The organism is Thermoleptolyngbya oregonensis NK1-22, assembly GCF_032705245.1.
Taxonomy (GTDB): Bacteria; Cyanobacteriota; Cyanobacteriia; order Elainellales; family Elainellaceae; genus Thermoleptolyngbya; species Thermoleptolyngbya sichuanensis.
In genome coordinates, this window is record NZ_CP053540.1 from 1,859,096 (window position 1) to 1,879,254 (window position 20,159).

Annotated in this window: 20 protein-coding genes; 5 read left to right on the top strand and 15 right to left on the bottom strand. The window is 55.0% G+C overall.

Going from position 1 to position 20,159, the window contains the following annotated elements; all coding sequences use genetic code 11:
• Window positions 1–33: 33 nt before the first annotated feature.
• Entirely contained in the window at window positions 34–183 is a 150-nt protein-coding gene (locus tag HNI00_RS08065) for a hypothetical protein (RefSeq protein WP_316792300.1), read from the bottom strand.
• Here HNI00_RS08065 and HNI00_RS08070 point away from each other — a divergent pair.
• Window positions 155–2,596, top strand: a complete 2,442-nt coding sequence (locus HNI00_RS08070; RefSeq protein WP_316792302.1) for a GH116 family glycosyl hydrolase — start codon at window positions 155–157, stop codon at window positions 2,594–2,596. The genes HNI00_RS08065 and HNI00_RS08070 overlap by 29 nt on opposite strands.
• Here the strand turns inward: HNI00_RS08070 and HNI00_RS08075 are convergent.
• The 3 genes from HNI00_RS08075 to HNI00_RS08085 all read right to left on the bottom strand — a co-directional run bounded on the left by HNI00_RS08075 (window position 2,577) and on the right by HNI00_RS08085 (window position 4,612).
• A complete protein-coding gene (locus HNI00_RS08075; protein ID WP_316792304.1) occupies window positions 2,577–2,951 on the bottom strand; it encodes a rhodanese-like domain-containing protein in 375 nt (124 codons plus the stop codon). The two genes, HNI00_RS08070 and HNI00_RS08075, sit on opposite strands and share 20 nt — an antisense overlap.
• A gap of 215 nt (window positions 2,952–3,166) precedes the next feature.
• Window positions 3,167–3,979, bottom strand: a complete 813-nt coding sequence (locus HNI00_RS08080; protein WP_316792306.1) for a PD-(D/E)XK nuclease family protein — start codon at window positions 3,977–3,979, stop codon at window positions 3,167–3,169.
• Window positions 3,980–4,024: 45 nt separating this feature from the next.
• Window positions 4,025–4,612: a PAP/fibrillin family protein gene (locus HNI00_RS08085; RefSeq protein WP_316792308.1), complete on the bottom strand. Its 588-nt coding sequence runs from the start codon at window positions 4,610–4,612 to the stop codon at window positions 4,025–4,027.
• A gap of 160 nt (window positions 4,613–4,772) precedes the next feature.
• Here HNI00_RS08085 and HNI00_RS08090 point away from each other — a divergent pair, with 160 nt between their 5' ends.
• Together HNI00_RS08090 and HNI00_RS08095 are read left to right on the top strand one after the other, a co-directional pair.
• A complete protein-coding gene (locus HNI00_RS08090; protein ID WP_068509204.1) occupies window positions 4,773–5,009 on the top strand; it encodes a DUF3134 domain-containing protein in 237 nt (78 codons plus the stop codon).
• Between the two features lie 495 nt (window positions 5,010–5,504).
• Window positions 5,505–6,908 (top strand): IctB family putative bicarbonate transporter, encoded by a 1,404-nt coding sequence (locus tag HNI00_RS08095; protein ID WP_316792311.1) that lies wholly within the window; start codon window positions 5,505–5,507, stop codon window positions 6,906–6,908.
• Between the two features lie 483 nt (window positions 6,909–7,391).
• Here the strand turns inward: HNI00_RS08095 and HNI00_RS08100 are convergent, their stop codons facing one another.
• From HNI00_RS08100 to HNI00_RS08140, 9 genes are all read right to left on the bottom strand, one after another.
• On the bottom strand, window positions 7,392–7,739 hold the full coding sequence (locus HNI00_RS08100; protein WP_316792313.1) for a hypothetical protein: 348 nt from the start codon (window positions 7,737–7,739) through the stop codon (window positions 7,392–7,394).
• A gap of 463 nt (window positions 7,740–8,202) precedes the next feature.
• Window positions 8,203–8,808: a DUF1036 domain-containing protein gene (locus HNI00_RS08105; protein ID WP_316792315.1), complete on the bottom strand. Its 606-nt coding sequence runs from the start codon at window positions 8,806–8,808 to the stop codon at window positions 8,203–8,205.
• Between the two features lie 19 nt (window positions 8,809–8,827).
• Window positions 8,828–9,412, bottom strand: coding sequence for an RICIN domain-containing protein (locus tag HNI00_RS08110; RefSeq protein WP_316792317.1), 585 nt, complete (start codon window positions 9,410–9,412; stop codon window positions 8,828–8,830).
• A 95-nt stretch (window positions 9,413–9,507) separates the two neighbouring features.
• A complete protein-coding gene (locus HNI00_RS08115) occupies window positions 9,508–10,089 on the bottom strand; it encodes a Crp/Fnr family transcriptional regulator (RefSeq protein ID WP_316792319.1) in 582 nt (193 codons plus the stop codon).
• Window positions 10,090–10,205: 116 nt separating this feature from the next.
• On the bottom strand, window positions 10,206–10,433 hold the full coding sequence (locus HNI00_RS08120; protein WP_316792321.1) for a hypothetical protein: 228 nt from the start codon (window positions 10,431–10,433) through the stop codon (window positions 10,206–10,208).
• A 2-nt stretch (window positions 10,434–10,435) separates the two neighbouring features.
• Entirely contained in the window at window positions 10,436–10,909 is a 474-nt protein-coding gene (locus HNI00_RS08125; RefSeq protein ID WP_316792323.1) for a type II toxin-antitoxin system VapC family toxin, read from the bottom strand.
• Window positions 10,910–11,052: 143 nt separating this feature from the next.
• Window positions 11,053–11,499, bottom strand: coding sequence for a hypothetical protein (locus tag HNI00_RS08130; RefSeq protein WP_316792325.1), 447 nt, complete (start codon window positions 11,497–11,499; stop codon window positions 11,053–11,055).
• A 386-nt stretch (window positions 11,500–11,885) separates the two neighbouring features.
• Window positions 11,886–12,182 carry a hypothetical protein gene (locus HNI00_RS08135; RefSeq protein WP_316792327.1) on the bottom strand — a complete coding sequence of 99 codons (297 nt, stop codon included), beginning with the start codon at window positions 12,180–12,182 and terminating at the stop codon, window positions 11,886–11,888.
• A 400-nt stretch (window positions 12,183–12,582) separates the two neighbouring features.
• On the bottom strand, window positions 12,583–13,503 hold the full coding sequence (locus HNI00_RS08140) for a DNA-methyltransferase (RefSeq protein WP_316792329.1): 921 nt from the start codon (window positions 13,501–13,503) through the stop codon (window positions 12,583–12,585).
• Between the two features lie 304 nt (window positions 13,504–13,807).
• Here HNI00_RS08140 and HNI00_RS08145 point away from each other — a divergent pair, with 304 nt between their 5' ends.
• Window positions 13,808–14,566 (top strand): hypothetical protein, encoded by a 759-nt coding sequence (locus HNI00_RS08145; protein WP_172358332.1) that lies wholly within the window; start codon window positions 13,808–13,810, stop codon window positions 14,564–14,566.
• Between the two features lies 1 nt (window position 14,567).
• Here the strand turns inward: HNI00_RS08145 and HNI00_RS08150 are convergent, their stop codons facing one another.
• Window positions 14,568–17,516 (bottom strand): PAS domain S-box protein, encoded by a 2,949-nt coding sequence (locus HNI00_RS08150; RefSeq protein ID WP_316792331.1) that lies wholly within the window; start codon window positions 17,514–17,516, stop codon window positions 14,568–14,570.
• Between the two features lie 666 nt (window positions 17,517–18,182).
• Between HNI00_RS08150 and HNI00_RS08155 the strand changes: the two genes are divergently transcribed.
• Window positions 18,183–18,995 carry an HAD family hydrolase gene (locus HNI00_RS08155; protein WP_316792333.1) on the top strand — a complete coding sequence of 271 codons (813 nt, stop codon included), beginning with the start codon at window positions 18,183–18,185 and terminating at the stop codon, window positions 18,993–18,995.
• A 112-nt stretch (window positions 18,996–19,107) separates the two neighbouring features.
• Here the strand turns inward: HNI00_RS08155 and HNI00_RS08160 are convergent, their stop codons facing one another.
• A complete protein-coding gene (locus HNI00_RS08160) occupies window positions 19,108–19,788 on the bottom strand; it encodes an MBL fold metallo-hydrolase (protein ID WP_316792335.1) in 681 nt (226 codons plus the stop codon).
• Window positions 19,789–20,159: the final 371 nt, after the last annotated feature.

A 20,159-nucleotide genomic window follows, 5' to 3' on the forward strand; every position in this document is an offset into this window, starting at 1 on the left:
AGGTTGCGGGATGCTGCTTACAGGATAGCGAAGTCAGGGCGATCGCCCAAAGGTGCAGGGACTTGCAGAATAAGGGCGATCGCCCTGACTCCGATCGCCCTGACCCCGATCGCCCTGATCCCGATCGTCCCGACCGCAGGTGTAGAATCGGGAAATGAAAAATTTCCCCGGTTCCCCCAACATCCCTGCTGCTGCCTGGACGCGCCCCATTGGGCAAGGCTGGGACAAGCCATACACCGTCCGCTATGCCAGCAACCTAGACGACGGCCCCTGGCACGGGATGCCGCTGGGGGGCTTTGGGGCGGGTTGCATTGGGCGATCGCACCGAGGCGACTTTAACCTGTGGCATATCGACGGCGGCGAACACTGGTTTCAATCCATGCCCGCCTGCCAGTTCAGCGTGTTCGAGCAGTCGGCCGAGGGCACCCGGGCCTATGCGCTTGTAAAGGAAGCAGATGAGCGCGGGCTATGCCCTCTGGCCGTCGCGCCGCTGCCCGAAAATCCTGGCACGTATCACGCGCTGTATCCGCGCAGTTGGTTTGCCTACGACGGCGGGCTTCAGGCAAATTTGGTCTGCGAACAGTTTTCGCCAATCTGGGCTTGCAACTACCAGGAACCGAGCTATCCGGTGGCGGTGTTTGTGTGGACGGCGCACAACCCAACAGACGCGCCGATCACGCTGAGCCTGATGCTGAGTTGGGAAAACATGACGGGCTGGTTTACCAACACGCTGAAGTCGCCGGATGTGAAGGTGCGGGATGATGGCAGCCCGGTTTACGAATATCAGCCCCGCATTGGCGAGAGCGAGGGGAACTTTAACCAGTGGCGCATCGAGGGAGATGCCGCAGGCTGCGTGCTGGGGCGAAAGCTGGAAGCACCGCCCGCCGAGGGGGATGGGCAGTGGGCGATCGCGCTGTTGCGGAGTGATATTGCTGACCAGACCTCCCAGACGGAAGTCTTTTATCACACCCGCTGGAATCCGACGGGCGACGGCGGCGACCTGTGGGCGACTTTTTCAAAAGATGGCTCGCTGCCTAATGTGTGCGACGAAACCCCCGCCATAGCAGGAGAAAGAATTGCGGCGGCGATCGCCCTCCGGGTTACCCTGGCTCCGGGCGAAACGCGGGAGATGCCGATGGCGCTGGCGTGGGATTTTCCAGTGACGGAGTTTGCCGAGGGCGTAACTTATCTGCGACGCTACACCGATTTCTTTGGCGCAACAGGGCAAAACGCCTGGGCGATCGCCCGCACTGCGCTGGCGCAGTATCGCACCTGGCAAGCGCAGATTCAGCAGTGGCAGCAGCCGATTCTCGACCGGGGCGACCTGCCCGACTGGTTCAAGATGGCCCTGTTTAACGAACTCTACGCCCTGACAGACGGGGCGACGCTGTGGAGTGCAGCGACGGAGCGCGATCCGGTCGGTCAGTTTGCCGTGGTGGAATGCCTGGACTACCGCTGGTACGAGAGCCTGGACGTGCGGCTATACGGCTCCTTTGCGCTGCTGATGCTGTTTCCAGAACTGGATAAGGCCGTGCTGCGAGCTTTTGCCCGCGCCATTCCGGCCGCAGACCCCACGCTTCGCAAAATCGGCTACTATGCCACTCAGGGAACGGAAAGTCCGCTGGTTCCCCGCAAGCTGGCCGGAGCCACGCCCCACGACCTCGGCGCACCCAACGAACACCCCTGGGAAAAGACCAACTACACTAGCTATCAGGATTGCAATCTCTGGAAAGACCTGGGAGCCGATTTTGTCCTCCAGGTTTATCGAGATTTTGTGCTGACGGGCAGCACCGATACGCAGTTTCTTGAAGACTGCTGGCCCGCTGTCGTGGCCACCCTGGACTACCTAAAAACCTTCGACCTAGACCACGACGGCATTCCCGAAAACTCCGGCGCACCCGACCAGACCTTCGACGATTGGCGCTTGCAGGGTATCAGTGCCTACTGCGGCGGGCTGTGGATTGCGGCGCTGGAAGGGGCGATCGCCCTCGCAAAGTGTAGAGGTCAGCACTCCAACCCAAACGTTCCCCCTCCCACAGATTCCCCCGAAACCCAATGGCAAGAATGGCTCAGCCAATCCCGCGCCATCTTCCACCCGACGCTGTGGAACGGGCAATACTATCGGCTCGACAGTGGCAGCGGTTCGGACGTGGTAATGGCGGATCAGTTGTGTGGGCAGTTTTATGCGCGGCTGCTGGGGCTGCCGGATGTGGTGCCAGAGGACTGTGCCCGGTCGGCGCTGAAGACGGTGTATGAAGCGTGTTTCCTCCAGTTCCACGGTGGCCAGTTTGGCGCGGCCAACGGGCTGCGGCCGGATGGATCGCCCGTGAACCCGAAGGATACGCACCCGCTGGAGGTGTGGACGGGCATCAACTTTGGGCTGGCGGCGTTTTTGTGGCAGATGGGGTTGCCAGATGAAGCCCTGCGGCTGGCGGAAGCCGTGGTGTGTCAGATCTACGACAACGGCTTGCAGTTTCGCACGCCAGAGGCGGTTACGGCAGTGGGCACGTTTCGCGCCAGCCACTACCTGCGGGCAATGGCGATTTGGGGAATCTACGGGGTAATGACAGATTTTGCTACGCTGCGATCGCCCTAGCGGTTTCTACCGGAAAACCAACTGCCTTCCATGCGGGCATCCCGCCGCGCAGTTCCGACACGTTGAGGAACCCGGCGGCGCGGAGTTGGGCAGCGGCGATCGCCGTTTCCTCGTCCGTATAGCCATAGACGTAGAGATCGCGCTCCAACTCCAGATAAATCAGCGCCGTGTCCACCAATTCCCCAGCGGGAATGGAGACTGCGCCCTCAATATGGGCAGCGTTGAACTCTGGGCGATCGCGCACGTCGATAATTGTCAGCGCGGGTTCGCCCCAGTCCAGTCGGGCCTTTAGGTCATACACGTTGGACTTCGGGCGGAGCGGCGGCGGTGTGGGAATTAGTCCAAAAAGTCGCATGGCTCAGTGCAGGTGTGTGAGGTGGGAGGAACAGAAAGGCAGCCGTAAAGATGAGTCGCGCTCAGGTAAGAAATCCGCTGTCAGGCGGATTCCTCCCAAACTCTCAATCCCCAACCCCTAGCTCCTTCTATACCTGCACTGTAACAACATTGCCCAAGATTTACAAACTTTTGTATCCGAACCTTGACGAACGATCCGCAGCGTGGCAAGTCTACTCACGAATCCAGGGGGATTTCGGCGATCGCGCTCAGGTCTGGCAGGCGTGATGGCGGGCTGGCGGTGGGCTGAGAATCGCCCCAACAGCGGATGCCCGGCCCACAGAGGGCGCAGTCGTTTCGCAAATCCTGCTGGCGGGGGAATGGCTCGCCTTGGTCGTAGCGCTCTAGCCAGTGGGTCAGGCGTTGCAGTCGTTCGCTCAGGTCTTGACGAGTTTGCTCATGGGCCGCCCGGCTGTAGGGAAACGCCAACCGCTGCGGCTGCGGGGTCGATGCGCCCGGTGGCGTTGCCCGCACAAACCAGTAGGTCATCGTGATTTGCTCTGGCCCATAGTCGCTCGTTTCCGCCAGCACAAAGGGATAGAGCCGCGTTTGCCAGTGTTGCGCCAGCCATTGCGGCTGCTTGGGTTTGCCGTAGGTCTTCCAGTCCAGGATTTCAGCCTTGGCCGGCTGCTGCACCAGCAGGTCATACACCACTGTCAGCAGATAGCCCTGAAACAGCAGGCTGCGGCGGTGTTCGCTCTGGCGCTGCTGGTCGGGATTGGGCACAAACACGTCTGGCGCAGCTTCCACAAATTCCCATACGCACCGCTGCAAGGCCGGATCGGCCGGAGTCAGCGCGGCGATGGGCAGCCCCAACTCTCGCTGCTGCATCAGCAGGTGAAACTGGCTGCCCCAGTCGAGGTTTTCCTGCTGGTCGGGGTTGGGCGGCGCAGCAAGCTGATCGAGATAGACGTGCTGAAACTGGCGTGGACACAGATCCAGCAGGTTAAGCTGTCCCTGAGAAATCCGCATGACGGGCGATCGCCCCATAGTGCCTCCCTCCAACCCCTGGCGACCCGCTAACCGGACAAACCTCTAAACTCGGGTCAGCACAAACACGCTGCCCTCGTTGCCCCGCCCAATCCGCAGGTCGTCGTCTAGGTAGGTAATGTCCAACCAGCCTTTGCGATTGCCGGGGTCTATCCGAAAATCGGCGGCGGCGAAGCGTTTGCCGCTCTGGATGTCCTGAATGAACTGGCTGGGGTTGCGATAGCCGATTAGCCGCTGTAGCCCAAAGATGCCCCGCTCAAAGCCCACATCCACGCGGCGATCGCTCACAGGCTCAAACCGAGCCGCAACGCTGACCAAGCCCTCCAGCAGCGGCAGACTGGTGACTTCGGCAATGTTAAACACCTGCTGCGTCTTGACGCGGATGCACTGATAAATTTGCCCCAGCGTTAGGACGGGGAAGCGCCCAATGCCCAACAGTTCAGTGCTGGTAGTGTAAAGCAAGCGCCAGTTGCCGTCTAGCTTGTCTGCGGCTTCGAGCGGTCGCGGCGTGGGGTTAAATTCTTCCAGTCGAGCCACTGCCGCCAGGATCGCCAGGTTGTCGGCTTCGGAGGCCAACAAGCCCCGATTTTTTCCGGCGATCGCCTGCAAAAGTTCCGCTTTGCCAAGGGTCATGGGTGCGCCTGCTAAGTAAACGCTTTGATGCTGAAAGGCTGATGGGGAAAGGGACGAGGGCGATCGCCTAAGCTATCCAAAACTCATCGTTTTAGCCAAGTTCCATCCGTCTCATCCGTGACGGATTACACTAAAGAGTATATAGAGATTTGAAAAGACAATGCGTAACCCTGCTCTGCGTGAAATTCCCCGCAATCAACCGGCCGAAGTGATTCCCCTCCAGCGCGATGCGTCTATTTTGGACTGGCTGGAAGGAACAGGGCGGCTGCTGGCTCGCGAAAGCGGCGACTTCGACTTCTCAGACGACGAAGAAGAAATTAACGAGCTGATGGCGGGCGAAGACAACAGCTACGACCTGGATGATGATGACGACGACGTGCTGGATCTAGACGACTAGTGCTTTGTCAAAGCCTGATTTTAGGGTTGATCCTCAGCTCGTAGTCGGCGCTTTAGCGCTAGAGCGCTCACTACAAACCCTAATTTATAACGTTGACGCAGCACTAGGACGGCTTTTTGCGCCAGCCCGAGGGTCGGCCTTAGCAGGGTCGGCCCTAGCATTAACTAGACTCGTCGCAGCTTGTCTCGTTCTGCAATGAACTAGCGGCTCAGTATCTTACGAACCTTACGACTTGTCGAGCGTGCAGGATTCCGCTTGTGCGCTCGTTTTGGTTCGCCCAAAGGAGAAAAATTTCTTGCGATCAAAACTTTTCCGCAGGTGGCACCATAGACCTGGTGCAGCATTTTTGAAGCTTTTGAAGCTTTTGAAACTGTTGAGGTACGCAGAAAGCTAGGAAACTTTCGTCTTTGCAGGACAGCGCGATCTCACCCTGCAAGAAATGCTGTAGAGTTTGCAGAATCGTCCGTTCCTTAAATAACTCCGCCCCTACTTCCCATGAACGTTTGGAACCAACTCACGCTGACGACCACGCCCCTGCCGACTTGGATTCGCTCTAGCCTGCTGCACAGTTGGGTCGGGGCGCTGCGGGGCTGGCGCAGAGGAAGTTGGCTCATGCAGTGGGCAGACCCAATCGGGGCAGTGCTGGCGGCGATTGTGTTTGGGCTGGCTCCGTTTGTGTCTACGGCGCTGATTGGCGTACTGCTGATTGCCTGCGGCGGCTACTGGCTGCTGCTCACGCTGTCGGATGATGAAGGACTGGGTTTAACGCCGATTCATCTGCTGGTGCTGCTGTATTGGCTGGTATCGGTGGCGGCGACGGCGCTTTCGCCTGTGCGGACAGCAGCCATTTCAGGGCTGATCAAGCTGACGCTGTATATGCTGCTGTTTGCGCTGCTGGCGCGAGTGCTGCGATCGCCCCGCATTCGGGCTGGGGTCATCGCAGTGTATTTGCTCACGGCGCTGGCAGTGAGTGTCGAGGGTATCCGACAGTGGTTCTTTGGCGCTCCTGCCCTGGCTACCTGGGTGGATGCGGGGTCCACCCTGGCAAAAACGACCCGCGTCTATAGCTACCTGGGCAACCCCAACCTGCTGGCGGCCTACATTTTGCCAGCGGTGATGCTGAGCGCGGCGGCGGTGTTTGCGTGGCGGCGCTGGCTCCCCAAGGCGCTGGCGCTGCTGATGACGGGACTGAATGCTGCCTGCCTAGTGCTGACCTTTAGCCGGGGCGGCTGGATTGGCTTTGTGATGGCAGGGTTTGCGCTGGTGCTGCTGCTGGCGCACTGGTTTAGCCGCTATTTGCCGCAGTTTTGGCGACGCTGGGCTATCCCGTTGGTGTTGGGAGTGTCGGCGGCGTTCGTCGTGCTGGCTGTGGCGGCGGTTGCCCCGCTGCGCGATCGCGTCCTGAGTATGTTCATGGGGCGGCAAGACAGCAGCAACAATTTCCGGCTTAACGTGTGGGCTGCGGTGCAAGACATGATCCGCGATCGCCCCATTTTGGGCATTGGCCCTGGCAACGATGCCTTTAACCAGGTCTATCCACGCTATCAGCGGGCGGGCTTTTCCGCGCTCAGCGCCTATTCCATCCTGCTAGAAATTTTGGTGGAAACGGGAGTCATTGGGTTAACCGTGTTTCTCTGGCTCCTGTTGGTCACGTTTCACCAAGCCTGGACGCAACTCCAGCGCCTCCGCGCCGCCGCAAACCCGGATGGATTCTGGCTAATGGGGGCGATCGCCACCGTGGTCGGAATGCTCTTCCACGGACTCGTAGATACAGTATGGTATCGTCCCCAGGTCAGCACGCTCTGGTGGCTCATGCTGGCGATCGTTGCAAGTTACTACGTGCCCGCTTGGGGCTGGAAGCCAGTGGATAGCTATCAAGCAACAGAAATGACGGAGTAATGTCAATAGACTTGACACTATACCACTTACATACTTTTACTTCATAAGTTTGCCTGAATAGCTGGATGTCTGCCTGACACATCTTTAGGCAGCCTCCCAATGGGGTAACTGACAGCGCATGGATTGAATTCTAGAGAACCAGATACGGTCATAATACTGGGCTTCAGCTTGTTTAGAGGCAAAACAGGGTTCAGGGTCAACAGTAAAGAGGGCAATCGGTGTGAGCAGTGGCCGCCCTTTGTTGACCCCTCCCTTGAGCCAGCGGAGACCGATTTTGAGATAGCTAATGCCCCGACTCCAATGAGGGTCAACCTGAGTACGCAGACCGTCGAGTTGAATAGCCATGCCCTGGGTAGGTTTAGCAAACCCTCGGTTGGCTAAAACCATCACATCGGGGTGGGACTGCAACAGCCGATGGGCTAAGCGCAACATCGGGAGATATCGCTCAGTCCTGACGGTGGCACTGGGGTGTTCCAAAACCCGCTATAGCAGGGGTACGGCTCGTCCACAACAGCTCACGGACAAGTGAATCATGCAATAGCGATTCCACAGCACCGTGGTATCGAGCGCCAGATAGAGCCGTCGCCCTTTCCACCGATGGATGGCCGCCAGTAACAAAGGCACATACAGGCTTTTGATTCGCACCCGACGATTGCCCATAAAGCGCTGCCACCGTCTCTCGGTGCTTTGCGCTTGACGGGCGCGACTGGGCACATAGGCTTCCCACTCCGGCAGGCTCAACCGACCACTGCACACCAAGGCTGTCACCATCCAGGATAGAGCTTTGAGGTGCCGTAGGTCACGAGGATGGCTGTATTGACGCAGTCTCATGTCAGCTCACCCTCTCCCCACTCACCTTCACGAGATTTCAAGCCTTTTACACACTTGTGTCAGGCAGTCAGCTTCGTATTTCTTGGTTTCTGCATTCATACCTTAATATTATCTCACCAATATTATCTCACCGATAAGCCTGCGCTCACGGATTCAACCTTAAGCATCAATAGGTAACCTCCTGGTCACGCCTTAACCCAGGACTAAGCTGCATAACGGTGCCCATCACCCGCCGCAGATAGCCTTGAATTTTAGCAGATAGCTTCTCGGCGGTCGGCATGCATGGGCGTTGTTAGACTGCGATTGCTTGCTTCAAGTATGAGCATGGTGCGTTCCTAGAAATCTATCAGTCCTAGAAATCTATCAGTGGAGTAGAAAGAGTTGCATAAAGGAACGCACCCTACAAATCGGCGACCGCACTAGAAAACAGTTCCAGAAAGAAGCTAGAGAAGTCCTAAAAAGTCTAATTCTGAAAATTATAAGTAAAGTTTTGGACTCGCCCTCCACCAATATCAACTTGCCTAAAAGGAACTTGTCGCCCATTGCTAGGCATTATCAATTCTCTGGTACCGTTCTCTACGTTGAGTACTGAATACGCTAGATGTACTGGATCTGACGGATTGTATGGTGGTGTAATGCCATCATTATTTCCGTCAGCACGTCTGATCGTAAAAGGTTGTGATCTATGAACCCAAAAATAGTTCTCACCACCCCAGACCCTATTACCTCTAACTTCCTCAGCGTAAATGTAATAATAACGATTACGCCTCCACAATTCATGAGGATAAGCTTGAACGCATCTTCCTGGTTCTAAAGTCCACCATCCCTCAGATACCCAATGTCGATTTCCAGCTCGTTGAGAACGATTGTCTGAATCATCAAAATAGGCAAAAGCAGACCTCACTGTTGCAGAAGATCTATTGCACATCTGAAACCAAGCATGAGCAGGTTCAGATAATGTAAGTGTCGAGATAAGAATCACTGTTGAACTCAATGCAAGTGTTCCAAGTAAATCAAGTAAGCGCGTAAAAGTTCTCATTTTAGTTTCCTCAGTAGATTGGAATTGCATGGCTTCCAAACTTGTAGACTTAATTTGTAAAACTCCATTGCTGATCTGTATTTGAACCATTATCACGATTACGACCAGATAACTCACAGTCCCATAGTTGCAACCTTGCTCCATTACTTTGACCTGGAGCACCAGCTACATCAATGCACTTGCCAGACAATGTATTTCTGATGAAACCATTACTTGTAATTGTCCAACGTTGGTCTGTAATTGAGCCATTATCACGATTACGACCAGACAATTCACAATCCCAAAGCTGTAAAGGCGCACCATTGTTACGCCCAGGAGCACCAGCTACATCAATACATTTGCCGGACAATGTATTTCTAATGTATCCACCATTGATGAATACCCATCTTTGATCAGTTGTTGAATTGTTGTCAGGATTAATCCCTGTTAACTCACAGTCCCAGAGCTGTAAAGGCGCACCATTACTACGCCCAGGAGCACCAGCTACATCAATACATTTGCCAGATAGAAAGTTATTGATAAATGCTCCGTTAATCCCTTGTGCTTCACCCGGTTGTTTGACGAGAAAAAGTGAAACTGTGAGGCTAGAAAGTAGGAGAAGCAAACTAGGAAAAAATTTAGAAGAGAATCTCATGCAACCTTTCATGTGTTGTACCTCTGCAAGTGATTTACAATTGGTGTTCTGTTGTAAATCTATCTAGAGGTAACTTGGAAAAGCATTGACTTGGGTTAAGAAACTCGTCTCTGGTAAATTCGTCGCTTCAAGCGGCTCAGAGATTCTGGCTGGATACCAAGATATGAAGCGAGATGGTAATTAGAAACGCGCTCGATGATTTCAGGCTCACCTTCAAAGAGCTTGCAGTAACGCTCTTCAGGAGTATCCATGTAAAGAGAAGTTAATTTATCCCGCATCCTGGACGCAAGTCCTTCAGCGTGAAGCCTCAAAAATTTCTGTCCGTCTGGAAGCCCTTCAATGAATTGCATAGCGCGGTGATCAAGCAGAAGAATCTTTGAACGTTCAATTGCTTCACAAGAAAATTGGGAAGGCTCTTGATTTAAGAAGCTTCTGAAGTCGCCAAAGCTTTGATTTTCAGTGTGAAAGGATAGAGTGCGCTCTCGATCGTCTTTAACGAGAAAAACCCTCACACAACCTTTCAAAGTAAAGCCAATAGATTTGCAGACATCTCCTTCTTGAAATAAGAAATTCCCTTTCTTTACCTCAACACATTCTAAAAAAGGATCGAAGAGGGCGGGATCAATCTTAAATTCAGGGAAAACCTTCAGGATAAACGCATAAAACGGTTCGTACATCTGCCTGCACCTTTTGGAACTTAGAAGCTCTATGGATAACCTTGCGCTAACTTGTGCTGAAACCAACGAATAATGCTACTGAACCTTCCTAACCGGGGCTTAAAGCGGTCTAACGGCTAAGTTGAGCGGCGGCTAATATCCTTTGCATCCTCACCAATATCTCTCGCCCGTCCGCTCCAACGTGTTGTTAGACCGCGCTTTCGTGACAAGTTGACAACCTCTCTACCGCTTTCGGTTTGCTGTTTTTGTAAATCAGCAAAGATGGCTTTTAAGTCATGATTGAATGACCGAGAATACTCTTCACGAATTCTGTGAATTTCTTCTACAATCGCATCTTGATACATAATCAATCTCCGAGAAGTTCATAGGGTGTACAAAGAATCGGTAACTCATATCCCAAATCAAGACTAATCTCTGCCAGTTTTCTTTGAATTTGAGCGTTGGCAATGTGCTTACAGTTCCATGTGAGTAGGTAATCCATGCCGTGAACAGTTGCGGCTGCAATGTGGACAGCATCAACATCAGCTTTTGTGGGAAGGCTGCTGCGTTCCAAAAATTGCTCTGCTAAATCAAGTACAGATTGGTTCAAATCGAGTAACGCGAGGTTGCGAATGATTTCGAGCCGTCGAGATGCGATTTCGGTATCTCCCTGTGATGTTTCTTTGACAACTGCTTGGGAGGAGTAGAGTTGAAAAGCACTGCGGCGCGTTTCCCACCATTCCCTCGTAACCTCAATATTGGCAGCCACAACCAGATCTCTGCTGGGTCGAGCAGTCAGATAGCCCAAGATACTGGTTTCGATGTAAACGGTTTCACTCATGCAGGAAAATAAAATGGGCACCAGCTTTTTCTATTTTAGCTCACGTCCCTGCTCGTCCTGCTCAGGGCATATTGTTAGACCGCACGGTTTTCAATAGGAACACAGTTAATTACCACTTGCTAGGGCAGGTGGTAATTGATTTACTACTCTTCTACCCCGATCAGAATGTTCTCTCCCAAGGCTCCTGGCTCAAACAAATCTCCGTTAATCTCAGATAGATTAACCAAGAAAAATCTAATCTTACCGTTGTAAATATCCCAACATTTAGATATTCCCCATTTACCTATACAAAACTTGATTGAAACACCCAAACCTTTAAGGGTTGAACCACTCAAGTCAATATCAGTGATACACACTTCAAGGCTAGCAATTCCAATGGTGTAGGCTGGATAGCAAGTGTTAATCAAACTGTATTCAATGACGGCACCTAGTAGCTCTAACTCTACAAAGTAACCTGAATCTTTCTGCACGATTCGTACAGCACCACCCGCCTTTACACATTTCTTGAATCTGCCACTACCAATACATAGCTCTTCTTCAAAGCCCTTTTCCCAGATTACACGTCTTAGAATGCCGACTGGTGTTTCCATACTAAAAATTCTCCTGGCGACTTACTGATTCAAAAAAGTCCCCACTGATAACTCAGCGGTCTAACTATTAATTAGACTGATCTCGTCTGCCTATCTACCCCCAGGAGGGGAATTAGGCTGACAGCCGTCTGTCTAAGATCCCAAATCGGGGAAATAGGCTGACGATTGTCTGTCTAAGATCCCAAATCGGGTAATTAGGCTGACGGTTGTCTGCATAATACCCCTGTTTTGGGGAGTTAGGCAGATGGGTTCACGAAGTCTTTAGATAACGAGGCTGGGTGGGAATGGGGGATTTTGGAGTGGGGATTTTGGATTTTGGAGTGAGGGGATGCCCTGCTAAAATCCAAAACCCAAAATCTAAAACCCAAAATCCTCCTTATCTGTTCTTACTCGTTTGCACCAGAATTGCTGCGGATGTCGCGGTGCAGGTAGCGCAGCACTTCGCCGGGGCGACCGTCGAGGACGATGCCGTGGGGCGGGAAGTCGAGGGCGTTCGTCCACTCGAAGCGTTCGGCGTAGCGCAGCAGGTGGAGTCGGTCAATCGCCATCTGTGTGTCTTCGGGGAGGCCGATGATGCAGTGGCGCAGGCGGCGACGGTGGGGCAGTTCGCAGGTGAGCGGGGGCAGCGAAAACTGGGTCGCCTCCGAAAGTGGGGACGACCAAGTGTATTGAATTGTCAGCATTTGGGGTTTCCTCCTGGAAACGAGGTAGGGAAACCCCGAAAAGATGGCCGCCCAAACGACGCAAAGCAGGTTTCAAGGCGGCCATACAATAGGCAAAGCCCTGAGACAGCTCGGACTGTCCTGGGGTCAGGCGTTGGTAGGTGCTGCCAACATCTACCAATGCCGTAATCGACGAACCGGCCAAGTTTTCGGGGAGTGAAGATAAGCTGCGCCTTGGAAAAATCACAGCTTGATGGACGATTGTAGTAGAGAGGATCGCTCAGCGCAAGCAAAATTTTGCTACGGAATGTGAAGCGGGTTGGCGGCGATCGCCATGCGGTGCGCTGTTGGTTTATCGGGAGTTGACCGATCCCGATGTGAACAGTGCATCAGGTTGTGTAAGGTCGTATCAGGTCGGGGGCTAGCGGATGGAGGCGCGGCGTTCGGCGGTTTTGCGATCGCGCTCGATCCAGGCTTGGGGCGATCGGCAGTCCACCGCTTCGAGGCGGCGAATCGCCCACTGGTTGTATTCTGGATTCAGGTCGCAGCCGAGCCAGCGGCGGTCAAGCTGCTCTGCGGCCACCAGCGTTGTGCCCGATCCCGAAAACGGGTCGAGGACGATATCACCCGGACTCGATGCCGCCAGCACCAGCTTCCGCAACAGTTCCTCTGGCTTTTGGGTGGGGTGGGGGGTGGTTTCGCCCATGCCATTGCAGGTAGTAGGCAGTTCGATCACGTCTTTGGGCTTTGCGCCGCTGGGGTGGGGCAACCAAGCGCGGGATTTGCCCGTCTGATCGACCTTGCGGCCGTAGGCGCTGCTGTCGGCCTGGGGATGGGCGGGGTATTTGAGCGTGTGTGCGCCGTAGGGAATGCGAACGTCGTCTAGGTTGAGCCGAAAGCGGCTGCTCTTGCGAAAGTGAATGATGCTTTCGTGCGATCGCCCCCAGTCTCGTCCCAGGTTTGCTTTGTTTTTGTAATGCCACACCAGCCAGCGACAGCCCGCAAAATAGCGCGAGGCGGGGTGTTTCAAATCCGCCAAAATTTCCGAAAAGCCGCAGATGTAGAGCGAGCCGGTGGGCTTTAGCACCCGCGCCGCCTGCGCGATCCACTCCAGCGACCAGGCGATGTAGTCTTCCTGGCTGGCAAAGTTGTCCCAATCTGCCTTTTTGACGTTGTAGGGCGGGTCGGCAAACACCAAATCTACGCTTTCCGCCGCCAGCGAGGTCAGCCAGACCACCGAATTGCCCTGATAGATCTGTCCGTGGGCATGGGTGTATTGCAACGAAAAGGGCTGAGGCGGAGACGAAATGGCGGTTGGCGCAGGGGAGTGGGGATGTGGCATTGCGAACCGGGTTCCCTTTAATCCATACTGAGATTAATCCGTAAGTTCAATTGATTCAATCAACTGATTCAATGGACTTTATCTGGCGATCGCCCGCTGTAAGGTTCTGAGCCAAAGCTGGGCACTCTAAGCCTAGTAGAAGCTTTCAATATATCTGAAGCTTGATATCTGAAACTTGATATCTGAAGCTTGAAGATGTAGACGCTTGAAGAGAGATGCTTGATAGCGCGATCGCCAGAATCAGGGGGTACTCTAACCAATAGGACACGATACATATCCCTTACGCCCTGTATTTAGCCCTGCCATGTCAGCCCACGTTTCAGCCCAGTCTATCGTCATTCAGCCGACGCTTGCCCAAGCTAGCGCACAGCCGTCTCAGCCCGGACAGTTCTGGATGTATACGTCCGGTGGGCTGCTGCTGCTCTTGCTGGGGCTAGGGGCTTACAGCAAGTTTACCTACGACAAGATCAGCAAAGAAAAGCGCTTCGAGGAATACAAAAATCGAGAGCTTCAGAAAAAGCTGAAGCTGGCGCTCAACACCATCAGCAAGATGGAGAAAAACCCCGACCTGGTGCATTCCCGCGAGTTCAACCTGGACTATCTGCGGCTGCGAATGGAAGAAGAACAATTCCATTTCGCTATCGTCAACCAGATCAAGATCAAGATCAAGGAAAAAATTACCGTTGCCCTGCGCCCGCCCCAAGCGGAGCAAGGGACGTTGGGCATTGCTAGCACCCCGCGCCAAGTGGATGAAATCTTCGATGTTCAATACGATTTGACGGACATTCCCGGTGGCAAAAAAGGCGTGCTGTTCCGCATCCAGATTAAGCTGGCGAAGCTGCCCACCCAGCCCACCTCGGTCACGATTAACCAGATTATCGAATGTCTGCAAACCTATATGAGCCAGCAGGCCGATGACAACTGGCAGCCAACGATTCAAGGGCGCATTGCCTCGATTCACTGGGATCAAAAAGCAAAACCCACGCCACTGCTGGTGCTGGAGCAATCCAATGAAGGCGTGAATGTCACTTTCCGCACCACGCGCATGACCGAGCGAGCGTAGGTCACGCTAACTCATCTAATTCATCTAATTCATCTTCGGGGATTGGGTTCGCGCCGGGGGGAATGGCTAGCGGCAGCGTCAGCCAAAAGGTTGCGCCGCTGCCGGGGGTGCTGGTTACGCCGATCTGTCCGCCGTGGGCGGTGATGATTTGCCGCGCCAGGTATAGCCCCAGCCCGACACCCGTGGAGTGACGCGAGTTTGGCCCCCGGCTGTAGCGAGTAAAGAGGCGATCGCACGTTTCGGGAGCCATGCCCACGCCGTCGTCCTGAATCGTAAAGCGAATCAGGTCGCCCTCGACCGTGGCGTTGATGGTGATGCAAATTCCGGGAGGATTATGGTTCAGCGCGTTGGTAATCAGGTTTTCAAACACGCGCCGAATCTGCATCGAGTCGGCGTTGACCAGCGGTAAGTCCGGTGGTACGTCGTTTCGCAGGGTGGCGTGGTTTTTGGCCACCAGCGGCTCCAAATCTTCCACGATGACCTGAATAAGCAGGCTCAGTTGCACCAGTTCATAATTCAGCGACACGCCCCGCGTTTCGGCCGAGTGTGCCTCCAGCAGCGACTTAATCAACTGAAGCTGATAGTCGTTGCTTTGCAGCATTCGCTCCAGCATGGCGCGGCTGAGGGGAATTGTGTCTCCTGGCTGGTTTAGCAGGTTGTTGATCACCAGCGAAATGCCCATCACTGGCGTTCGCAGGTCATGAGAAAAGGCGTTCAAAAACTCATCCTTGAGCGCGTTTAGCTCCAGCAGTTCTTCGTTTTTCTGCTGCAACTCCAGCGTCCGCTCGCGCACCTTTTGCTCCAAGCCGGTGTTGAGTTCGCGCACCTGCTCGTAGAGCCTGGACTGCTGAACGGCAATGCTGACCTGGGTGCCCAGTTGCGATAAAAATTCGATTTCTTCGGTGCGCCACTGGCGCGGGCCGTCGCACTGATCCACCACTAGCAGCCCAAACAGATCGTTCTCAAGCGTAATCGGCACGGCCAGCCAAGCCTGCACCTGAAACTCGGTCAGCGCCCTAGTTGCACGGGGATGATGACTGGCGGCCACATCGTTCACCACTTCGACCTCGTGCTTGGTGAAGCCCTGCCGCGTTTCCTCCAGATACTCCATGTCTTCGATGATTAGCCCCTTCATGGAGCGCCAGCAGGAATCGACCGATTCTGCAACGATCTGCCCGCGCCGATCGTCCAGATCCAGCCCGATGGTGACGCGATCAGCTTTTAGCACGCGCCGCACTTCTTCTACGGTGGTGTTCAAGATTTGCTCCAGGTCGAGCGACTGGCGAATGCGGAGGGCGATTTCTCCCAGCAGGCGATCGCGCTCGGTGGTGGCCAGCAGTTGCGCCTGGGCCTGCTTCAGTTCAGTAATGTCTACGATGGTGTCGATCAGGCATTGTTCGCCGTTGATTTCAATAATTTCAGCGGAAAACAGCCCTTCCCGGACTTCGCCGCTGCGGGTGCAGAAGTAGTGTTCGATGTTATGCACCGAGCCATCGCGCTGGAGCATCGCCACGACTTTGTTGCGATCGCCCGGTCGGGCCCACAGTTTCAAGTCATGCACCTGTCGCCCGATCACTTCATCGCGGCGATAGCCCATCACCTCCAAAAAGCCGTCGTTGCAGTCGATCATGTGCCCACCCAGCAGCGTGGCAATGCTCATGGGGTTGGGGCTAGAGCGCCAGGCCTTGGAGAATTTTTCTTCCGACAGGCGGAGGGCGGCTTCAGCGCGTTTGCGTTCGCTGATGTCGCGCACGATGACCAGCGCTTCGTCTTCGCCGCTGACCACGACCCGCGCTTCATAGTCGCGTAGATAGGGGTCGCAGTCCTTTTGGGCGGCCGCATATTTCGACGGATGCTTGAGCCGCAGTTGGTATTCAAAGACCTGGATTTCGCCCGTGGCGATCGCCCGCCGCACAAACTCCATCCGCTGTTCTGCCACATCATGGGGCAGCACGTCGTAAATGGATCGGCCCACCAAATCTTTGGCAGGCACCAGCAGGTCGCTATCACGCTCTGCCTTGCTGTCTAGGTAAATGCCGTCTAGATTAATCCGAAACATTAGATCTGGAATGGCATTCAGCATTGCCTGATAGCGCAGCTCGGCCTGCTTGCGGGCGGTGATGTTGCGGATACTGGCAACTCGCACTCGCTGACCCTGATACTCAATGCCCTTAGCAAACACCACGCCAAAGAAGCGGCTGCCATCTTTGCGGATGCCCGTGGCTTCGTAGCTGTAGGAATCTTCGGGACGGGTGAGCGATCGCCACTTTTCGCGCACCATCTCCCGCGACTCTGGCGCGATCAGATCAATTACGGGCATCCCAATTAGTTCTTCTGCCGAGTACCCCAGCAGTTCCACCGCCGCCGGGTTCACGTCCAAAATCTGCTGAAAGTTGTGAATGATCACCGCCTCAAATGTCGCTTCAAAAAAGCAGCGGAGCCGCTCTTCACTCGCCTGCAAATCCGACTCTACCCGCTGGCGATCGGTCACATCTTGCACCACCGACAGCACCTCGTCTTTTCCACTTACCACTAGCCGCGCCTCATAGTCTCGTAATGCTCCATCCACCCAAAGCTGGTAAGCGCAGGTCTGGAGTTGCCCAGTTTCCAGCGTCCGCTGAATCGCCGCCAGACAAACCTCCGCCACATCCGGTGGCAGAATTTCGGTGACGTGCTTACCAATAACTGCCTCGCGGGGCAGCGTCACCACCTGTTTGCCCTCAAAATCCAGGTAATGTCCCTGGCGATCGAGCCGAAATATAAGATCGGGAATGGCACCCAGCATGGCGCGATAGCGCTGTTCCGCAGAATGAGCGTCTACAGATGGCTGTGCAGCAAATGACTGTGCAGCGTCATCTGCCAAGTTGAGCAGCACCTTTAACCGATCAAAGGCAGCCTCGTCTTGGCAGCAGTCTCGCAGTGCCCGAAGATAGTCAAGCCCAGAAACCATAGCGCAGAGAGGGGTTTGTTTGCCAAACCTCCGGCAATTATTCGATCACGTTTCGATAATTCCGAATAATCTTCTAATCTACAAGCTCTGGCTGCGTCACTCCAGAATTCAAAGCGAAGACTTCAGATTTTACAGCGTTTTGCGAGGTTCTGAAGCTTTGCGCTGCGCTTGCAGTTCTGAAGAATCGCGAGCCGTTCTTGCTGTTCTGGGGCGATCGCCCGGTGGCCGACAGCCCTCAGCCGCCCCGAACCGCCCGCTTCCGCAGCCTTTGCACACAGCACCCTGATTGACCCTCAAGCCTGACCCTCAATCCTGATCCTTACTGATCCTTAAATATCGATCCTTAAATCAAACTTGACCTCGATCTCACACCCGTTTAGCCCAAAATTGACGAAGTTCTCCTACTTTGCCATGAGTTTTGGCTCAACACAGTTTGCCTGACTACGCAATGCCCAATTTCATCTGCGATAGACTGACGCTTGAGTTTGTATCTGGCCGCTTCCAGGTTTGCTGCGACCTTCGCACAGGGTTGCCGCTTGCAGGCGCAGGCCACTGCAACCCGTCGTGTTTTCGGAAAGCCCTACCCAGTAGGCTCTATCTAGTCAGCCCTATCTAGTCAGCCCTATCTGGTCAGCCTTACCCAGTACGCCCTACCCAGTATGCTCTATGTCCAATGCAGTGCTAGCTGATGCCATGCCGACGCTGTTGGCGCTCGACTTTGACGGGGTGCTGTGCGACGGTATGGTTGAATATTTTCAAACGGCGTGGCGGGGCTATTGCCGCATCTGGTCGCCAGAGGAGAAAACACCGCCTGCGGGATTAGCGGAATCGTTTTATCGCACGCGGCCTGTGGTGGAAACGGGGTGGGAAATGCCGCTGATCGTGCGATCGCTCTTGCAGGGCATCTCCGAGGACGAGATCCTGGAAACCTGGGGCACGCTGGCCAAGCAGCAGATCGAGCGGGAAGGGCTAAACCCGGCCGACCTCAGCGCTGCCCTAGATGGCAGCCGCGACGAGTGGATTGCCGCCGATCTGGACACCTGGCTCGCCCAGCATCGCTTTTATCCGGGCGTGGTGGAACGGGTGGCGCAGGTGCTTCGCAGTGACGTGGATGTGTATATCATCAGCACCAAGGAATCGCGATTTATTCGGCAGCTTTTGGCGCAGCAGGGGGTGGACTTTCCGGGCGATCGCCTGATTGGCAAAGAGATCCGCCAGCCCAAGGCGCAAACCCTGCGCGACCTGCTCCAACAGCACACACAAAACGGTACACCACCCACCATCTGGTTTGTAGAAGATCGCCTGAAGACGCTGCAAGCGATTCAGCCCCAGCCCGATTTGGCAGCCGTCCAGCTATTTCTAGCAGACTGGGGCTACAACACCGCCGCCGAGCGCGACACCGCCCAGCAAGACCCACAAATTCACTTGATCTCCCTGGCGCAGTTTGCCGGAGCGTTTCCCGGCTGGCTGGCGACGTAGCGCCTGCCGAGTTCAGCATAAGGGGCGATCGCCCGCTCAAAACTTCCCCCACTCGTCAGAACAAAGCTAGGGATACGCCCTGTCAGAACTTGGGGGCGAGGGTCAGGTGGGTCTACAGTCCGGGAGGCTGGGTGCGGAGAGCCTCCAAATCGAGGGCAGCGAGCTTTTCGTAGGCGGGGGTGATGGTGGGCTGGTCGCGCAGGAAGCCGAGGTTTGCGCCCGGACAAAGATGCTGGAGCGTGTCGGGTGAAAAGCGATCGCGCAATTTTGCAACACTGCGAAGCTGGCGCGGCCAGTGGAAGGTCTTGGACAGGCGCAGTGGCACAGGATTGCCCTGGCGATCGGGCAGCAGATGCCGACCGGAAAACAGCACGCCGCCCTGCATTGGGGTGTACACACAGGCGGAACCAGGGGAATGGCCGGGTGTCCAGAGGATTTGAACGGCAGGGCTGATCTCATGCTCCTGCTGAAACGGCGTGACGGGCAGCCCTGGCAGCAGGTAGGCTTCCTGTTCCTGGATTAGGATTTCGCAGCCGTAGCTTTTGTGGAAGTCAGAGACATGGGCGATCGCCCCCCGATGGGTTAGCACCAGCCAGCGCACGCCGCCCCATTCCGCCAAGGCTTGGCAAGTAGTATCGTCCCATGCGGGGCAATCGATCAGCAGGTTGCCGTCAGGCGCTTGCAGCAGATAGGCTGTGCCACCAAGGGCATCCCGATTTGGCGCAAAAGCCCACACTCCTGGCAACACAGGGCGCGGCGGCTTGGTGGCAGCGGGACGAACAGCAACAGACATAGGGCAGAAGCGATGGGTTAAACGCGGTGGATGATGGCTTGAATTGAAGATGAGGGTGCAGCGAAGCGACAAGGGAGCTATCCTTAGGTCTTCAGGCCGTTCTTCTGGGAAACCTAAGGACAGAGCGCTTACTTTTTATGGACTGTTTTATATGCATCTCTGACGTATCTTTCGGTTCTTTGCAGAAGGCTCTGAAAGATCCCCCTAAATCCCCCTGAGTAAGGGGGACTTTCGAGCCAGTCCCGACCTTCTGCGGGTGCTTCGGGTTCGGTTCCCCCCTTGCTCAAGGGGGGTTAAGGGGGGATCAACGCATCGCCGCTCAATAATAGAAGACTTGCGTGTACACAGTAGCTTATCAAGGCGGAAGGCTC

What these genes read in the sequence shown, in the direction of transcription:
- HNI00_RS08070 (WP_316792302.1), top strand. Translation starts at nt 155, where the DNA reads ATGAAAAATTTCCCCGGTTCCCCCAACATCCCTGCTGCTGCCTGGACG.
- HNI00_RS08065 (WP_316792300.1), bottom strand. Translation starts at nt 183, where the DNA reads ATGTTGGGGGAACCGGGGAAATTTTTCATTTCCCGATTCTACACCTGC.
- HNI00_RS08075 (WP_316792304.1), bottom strand. Translation starts at nt 2,951, where the DNA reads ATGCGACTTTTTGGACTAATTCCCACACCGCCGCCGCTCCGCCCGAAG.
- HNI00_RS08080 (WP_316792306.1), bottom strand. Translation starts at nt 3,979, where the DNA reads ATGGGGCGATCGCCCGTCATGCGGATTTCTCAGGGACAGCTTAACCTG.
- HNI00_RS08085 (WP_316792308.1), bottom strand. Translation starts at nt 4,612, where the DNA reads ATGACCCTTGGCAAAGCGGAACTTTTGCAGGCGATCGCCGGAAAAAAT.
- HNI00_RS08090 (WP_068509204.1), top strand. Translation starts at nt 4,773, where the DNA reads ATGCGTAACCCTGCTCTGCGTGAAATTCCCCGCAATCAACCGGCCGAA.
- HNI00_RS08095 (WP_316792311.1), top strand. Translation starts at nt 5,505, where the DNA reads ATGAACGTTTGGAACCAACTCACGCTGACGACCACGCCCCTGCCGACT.
- HNI00_RS08100 (WP_316792313.1), bottom strand. Translation starts at nt 7,739, where the DNA reads ATGAGACTGCGTCAATACAGCCATCCTCGTGACCTACGGCACCTCAAA.
- HNI00_RS08105 (WP_316792315.1), bottom strand. Translation starts at nt 8,808, where the DNA reads ATGCAATTCCAATCTACTGAGGAAACTAAAATGAGAACTTTTACGCGC.
- HNI00_RS08110 (WP_316792317.1), bottom strand. Translation starts at nt 9,412, where the DNA reads ATGAGATTCTCTTCTAAATTTTTTCCTAGTTTGCTTCTCCTACTTTCT.
- HNI00_RS08115 (WP_316792319.1), bottom strand. Translation starts at nt 10,089, where the DNA reads ATGTACGAACCGTTTTATGCGTTTATCCTGAAGGTTTTCCCTGAATTT.
- HNI00_RS08120 (WP_316792321.1), bottom strand. Translation starts at nt 10,433, where the DNA reads ATGTATCAAGATGCGATTGTAGAAGAAATTCACAGAATTCGTGAAGAG.
- HNI00_RS08125 (WP_316792323.1), bottom strand. Translation starts at nt 10,909, where the DNA reads ATGAGTGAAACCGTTTACATCGAAACCAGTATCTTGGGCTATCTGACT.
- HNI00_RS08130 (WP_316792325.1), bottom strand. Translation starts at nt 11,499, where the DNA reads ATGGAAACACCAGTCGGCATTCTAAGACGTGTAATCTGGGAAAAGGGC.
- HNI00_RS08135 (WP_316792327.1), bottom strand. Translation starts at nt 12,182, where the DNA reads ATGCTGACAATTCAATACACTTGGTCGTCCCCACTTTCGGAGGCGACC.
- HNI00_RS08140 (WP_316792329.1), bottom strand. Translation starts at nt 13,503, where the DNA reads ATGCCACATCCCCACTCCCCTGCGCCAACCGCCATTTCGTCTCCGCCT.
- HNI00_RS08145 (WP_172358332.1), top strand. Translation starts at nt 13,808, where the DNA reads ATGTCAGCCCACGTTTCAGCCCAGTCTATCGTCATTCAGCCGACGCTT.
- HNI00_RS08150 (WP_316792331.1), bottom strand. Translation starts at nt 17,516, where the DNA reads ATGGTTTCTGGGCTTGACTATCTTCGGGCACTGCGAGACTGCTGCCAA.
- HNI00_RS08155 (WP_316792333.1), top strand. Translation starts at nt 18,183, where the DNA reads ATGTCCAATGCAGTGCTAGCTGATGCCATGCCGACGCTGTTGGCGCTC.
- HNI00_RS08160 (WP_316792335.1), bottom strand. Translation starts at nt 19,788, where the DNA reads ATGTCTGTTGCTGTTCGTCCCGCTGCCACCAAGCCGCCGCGCCCTGTG.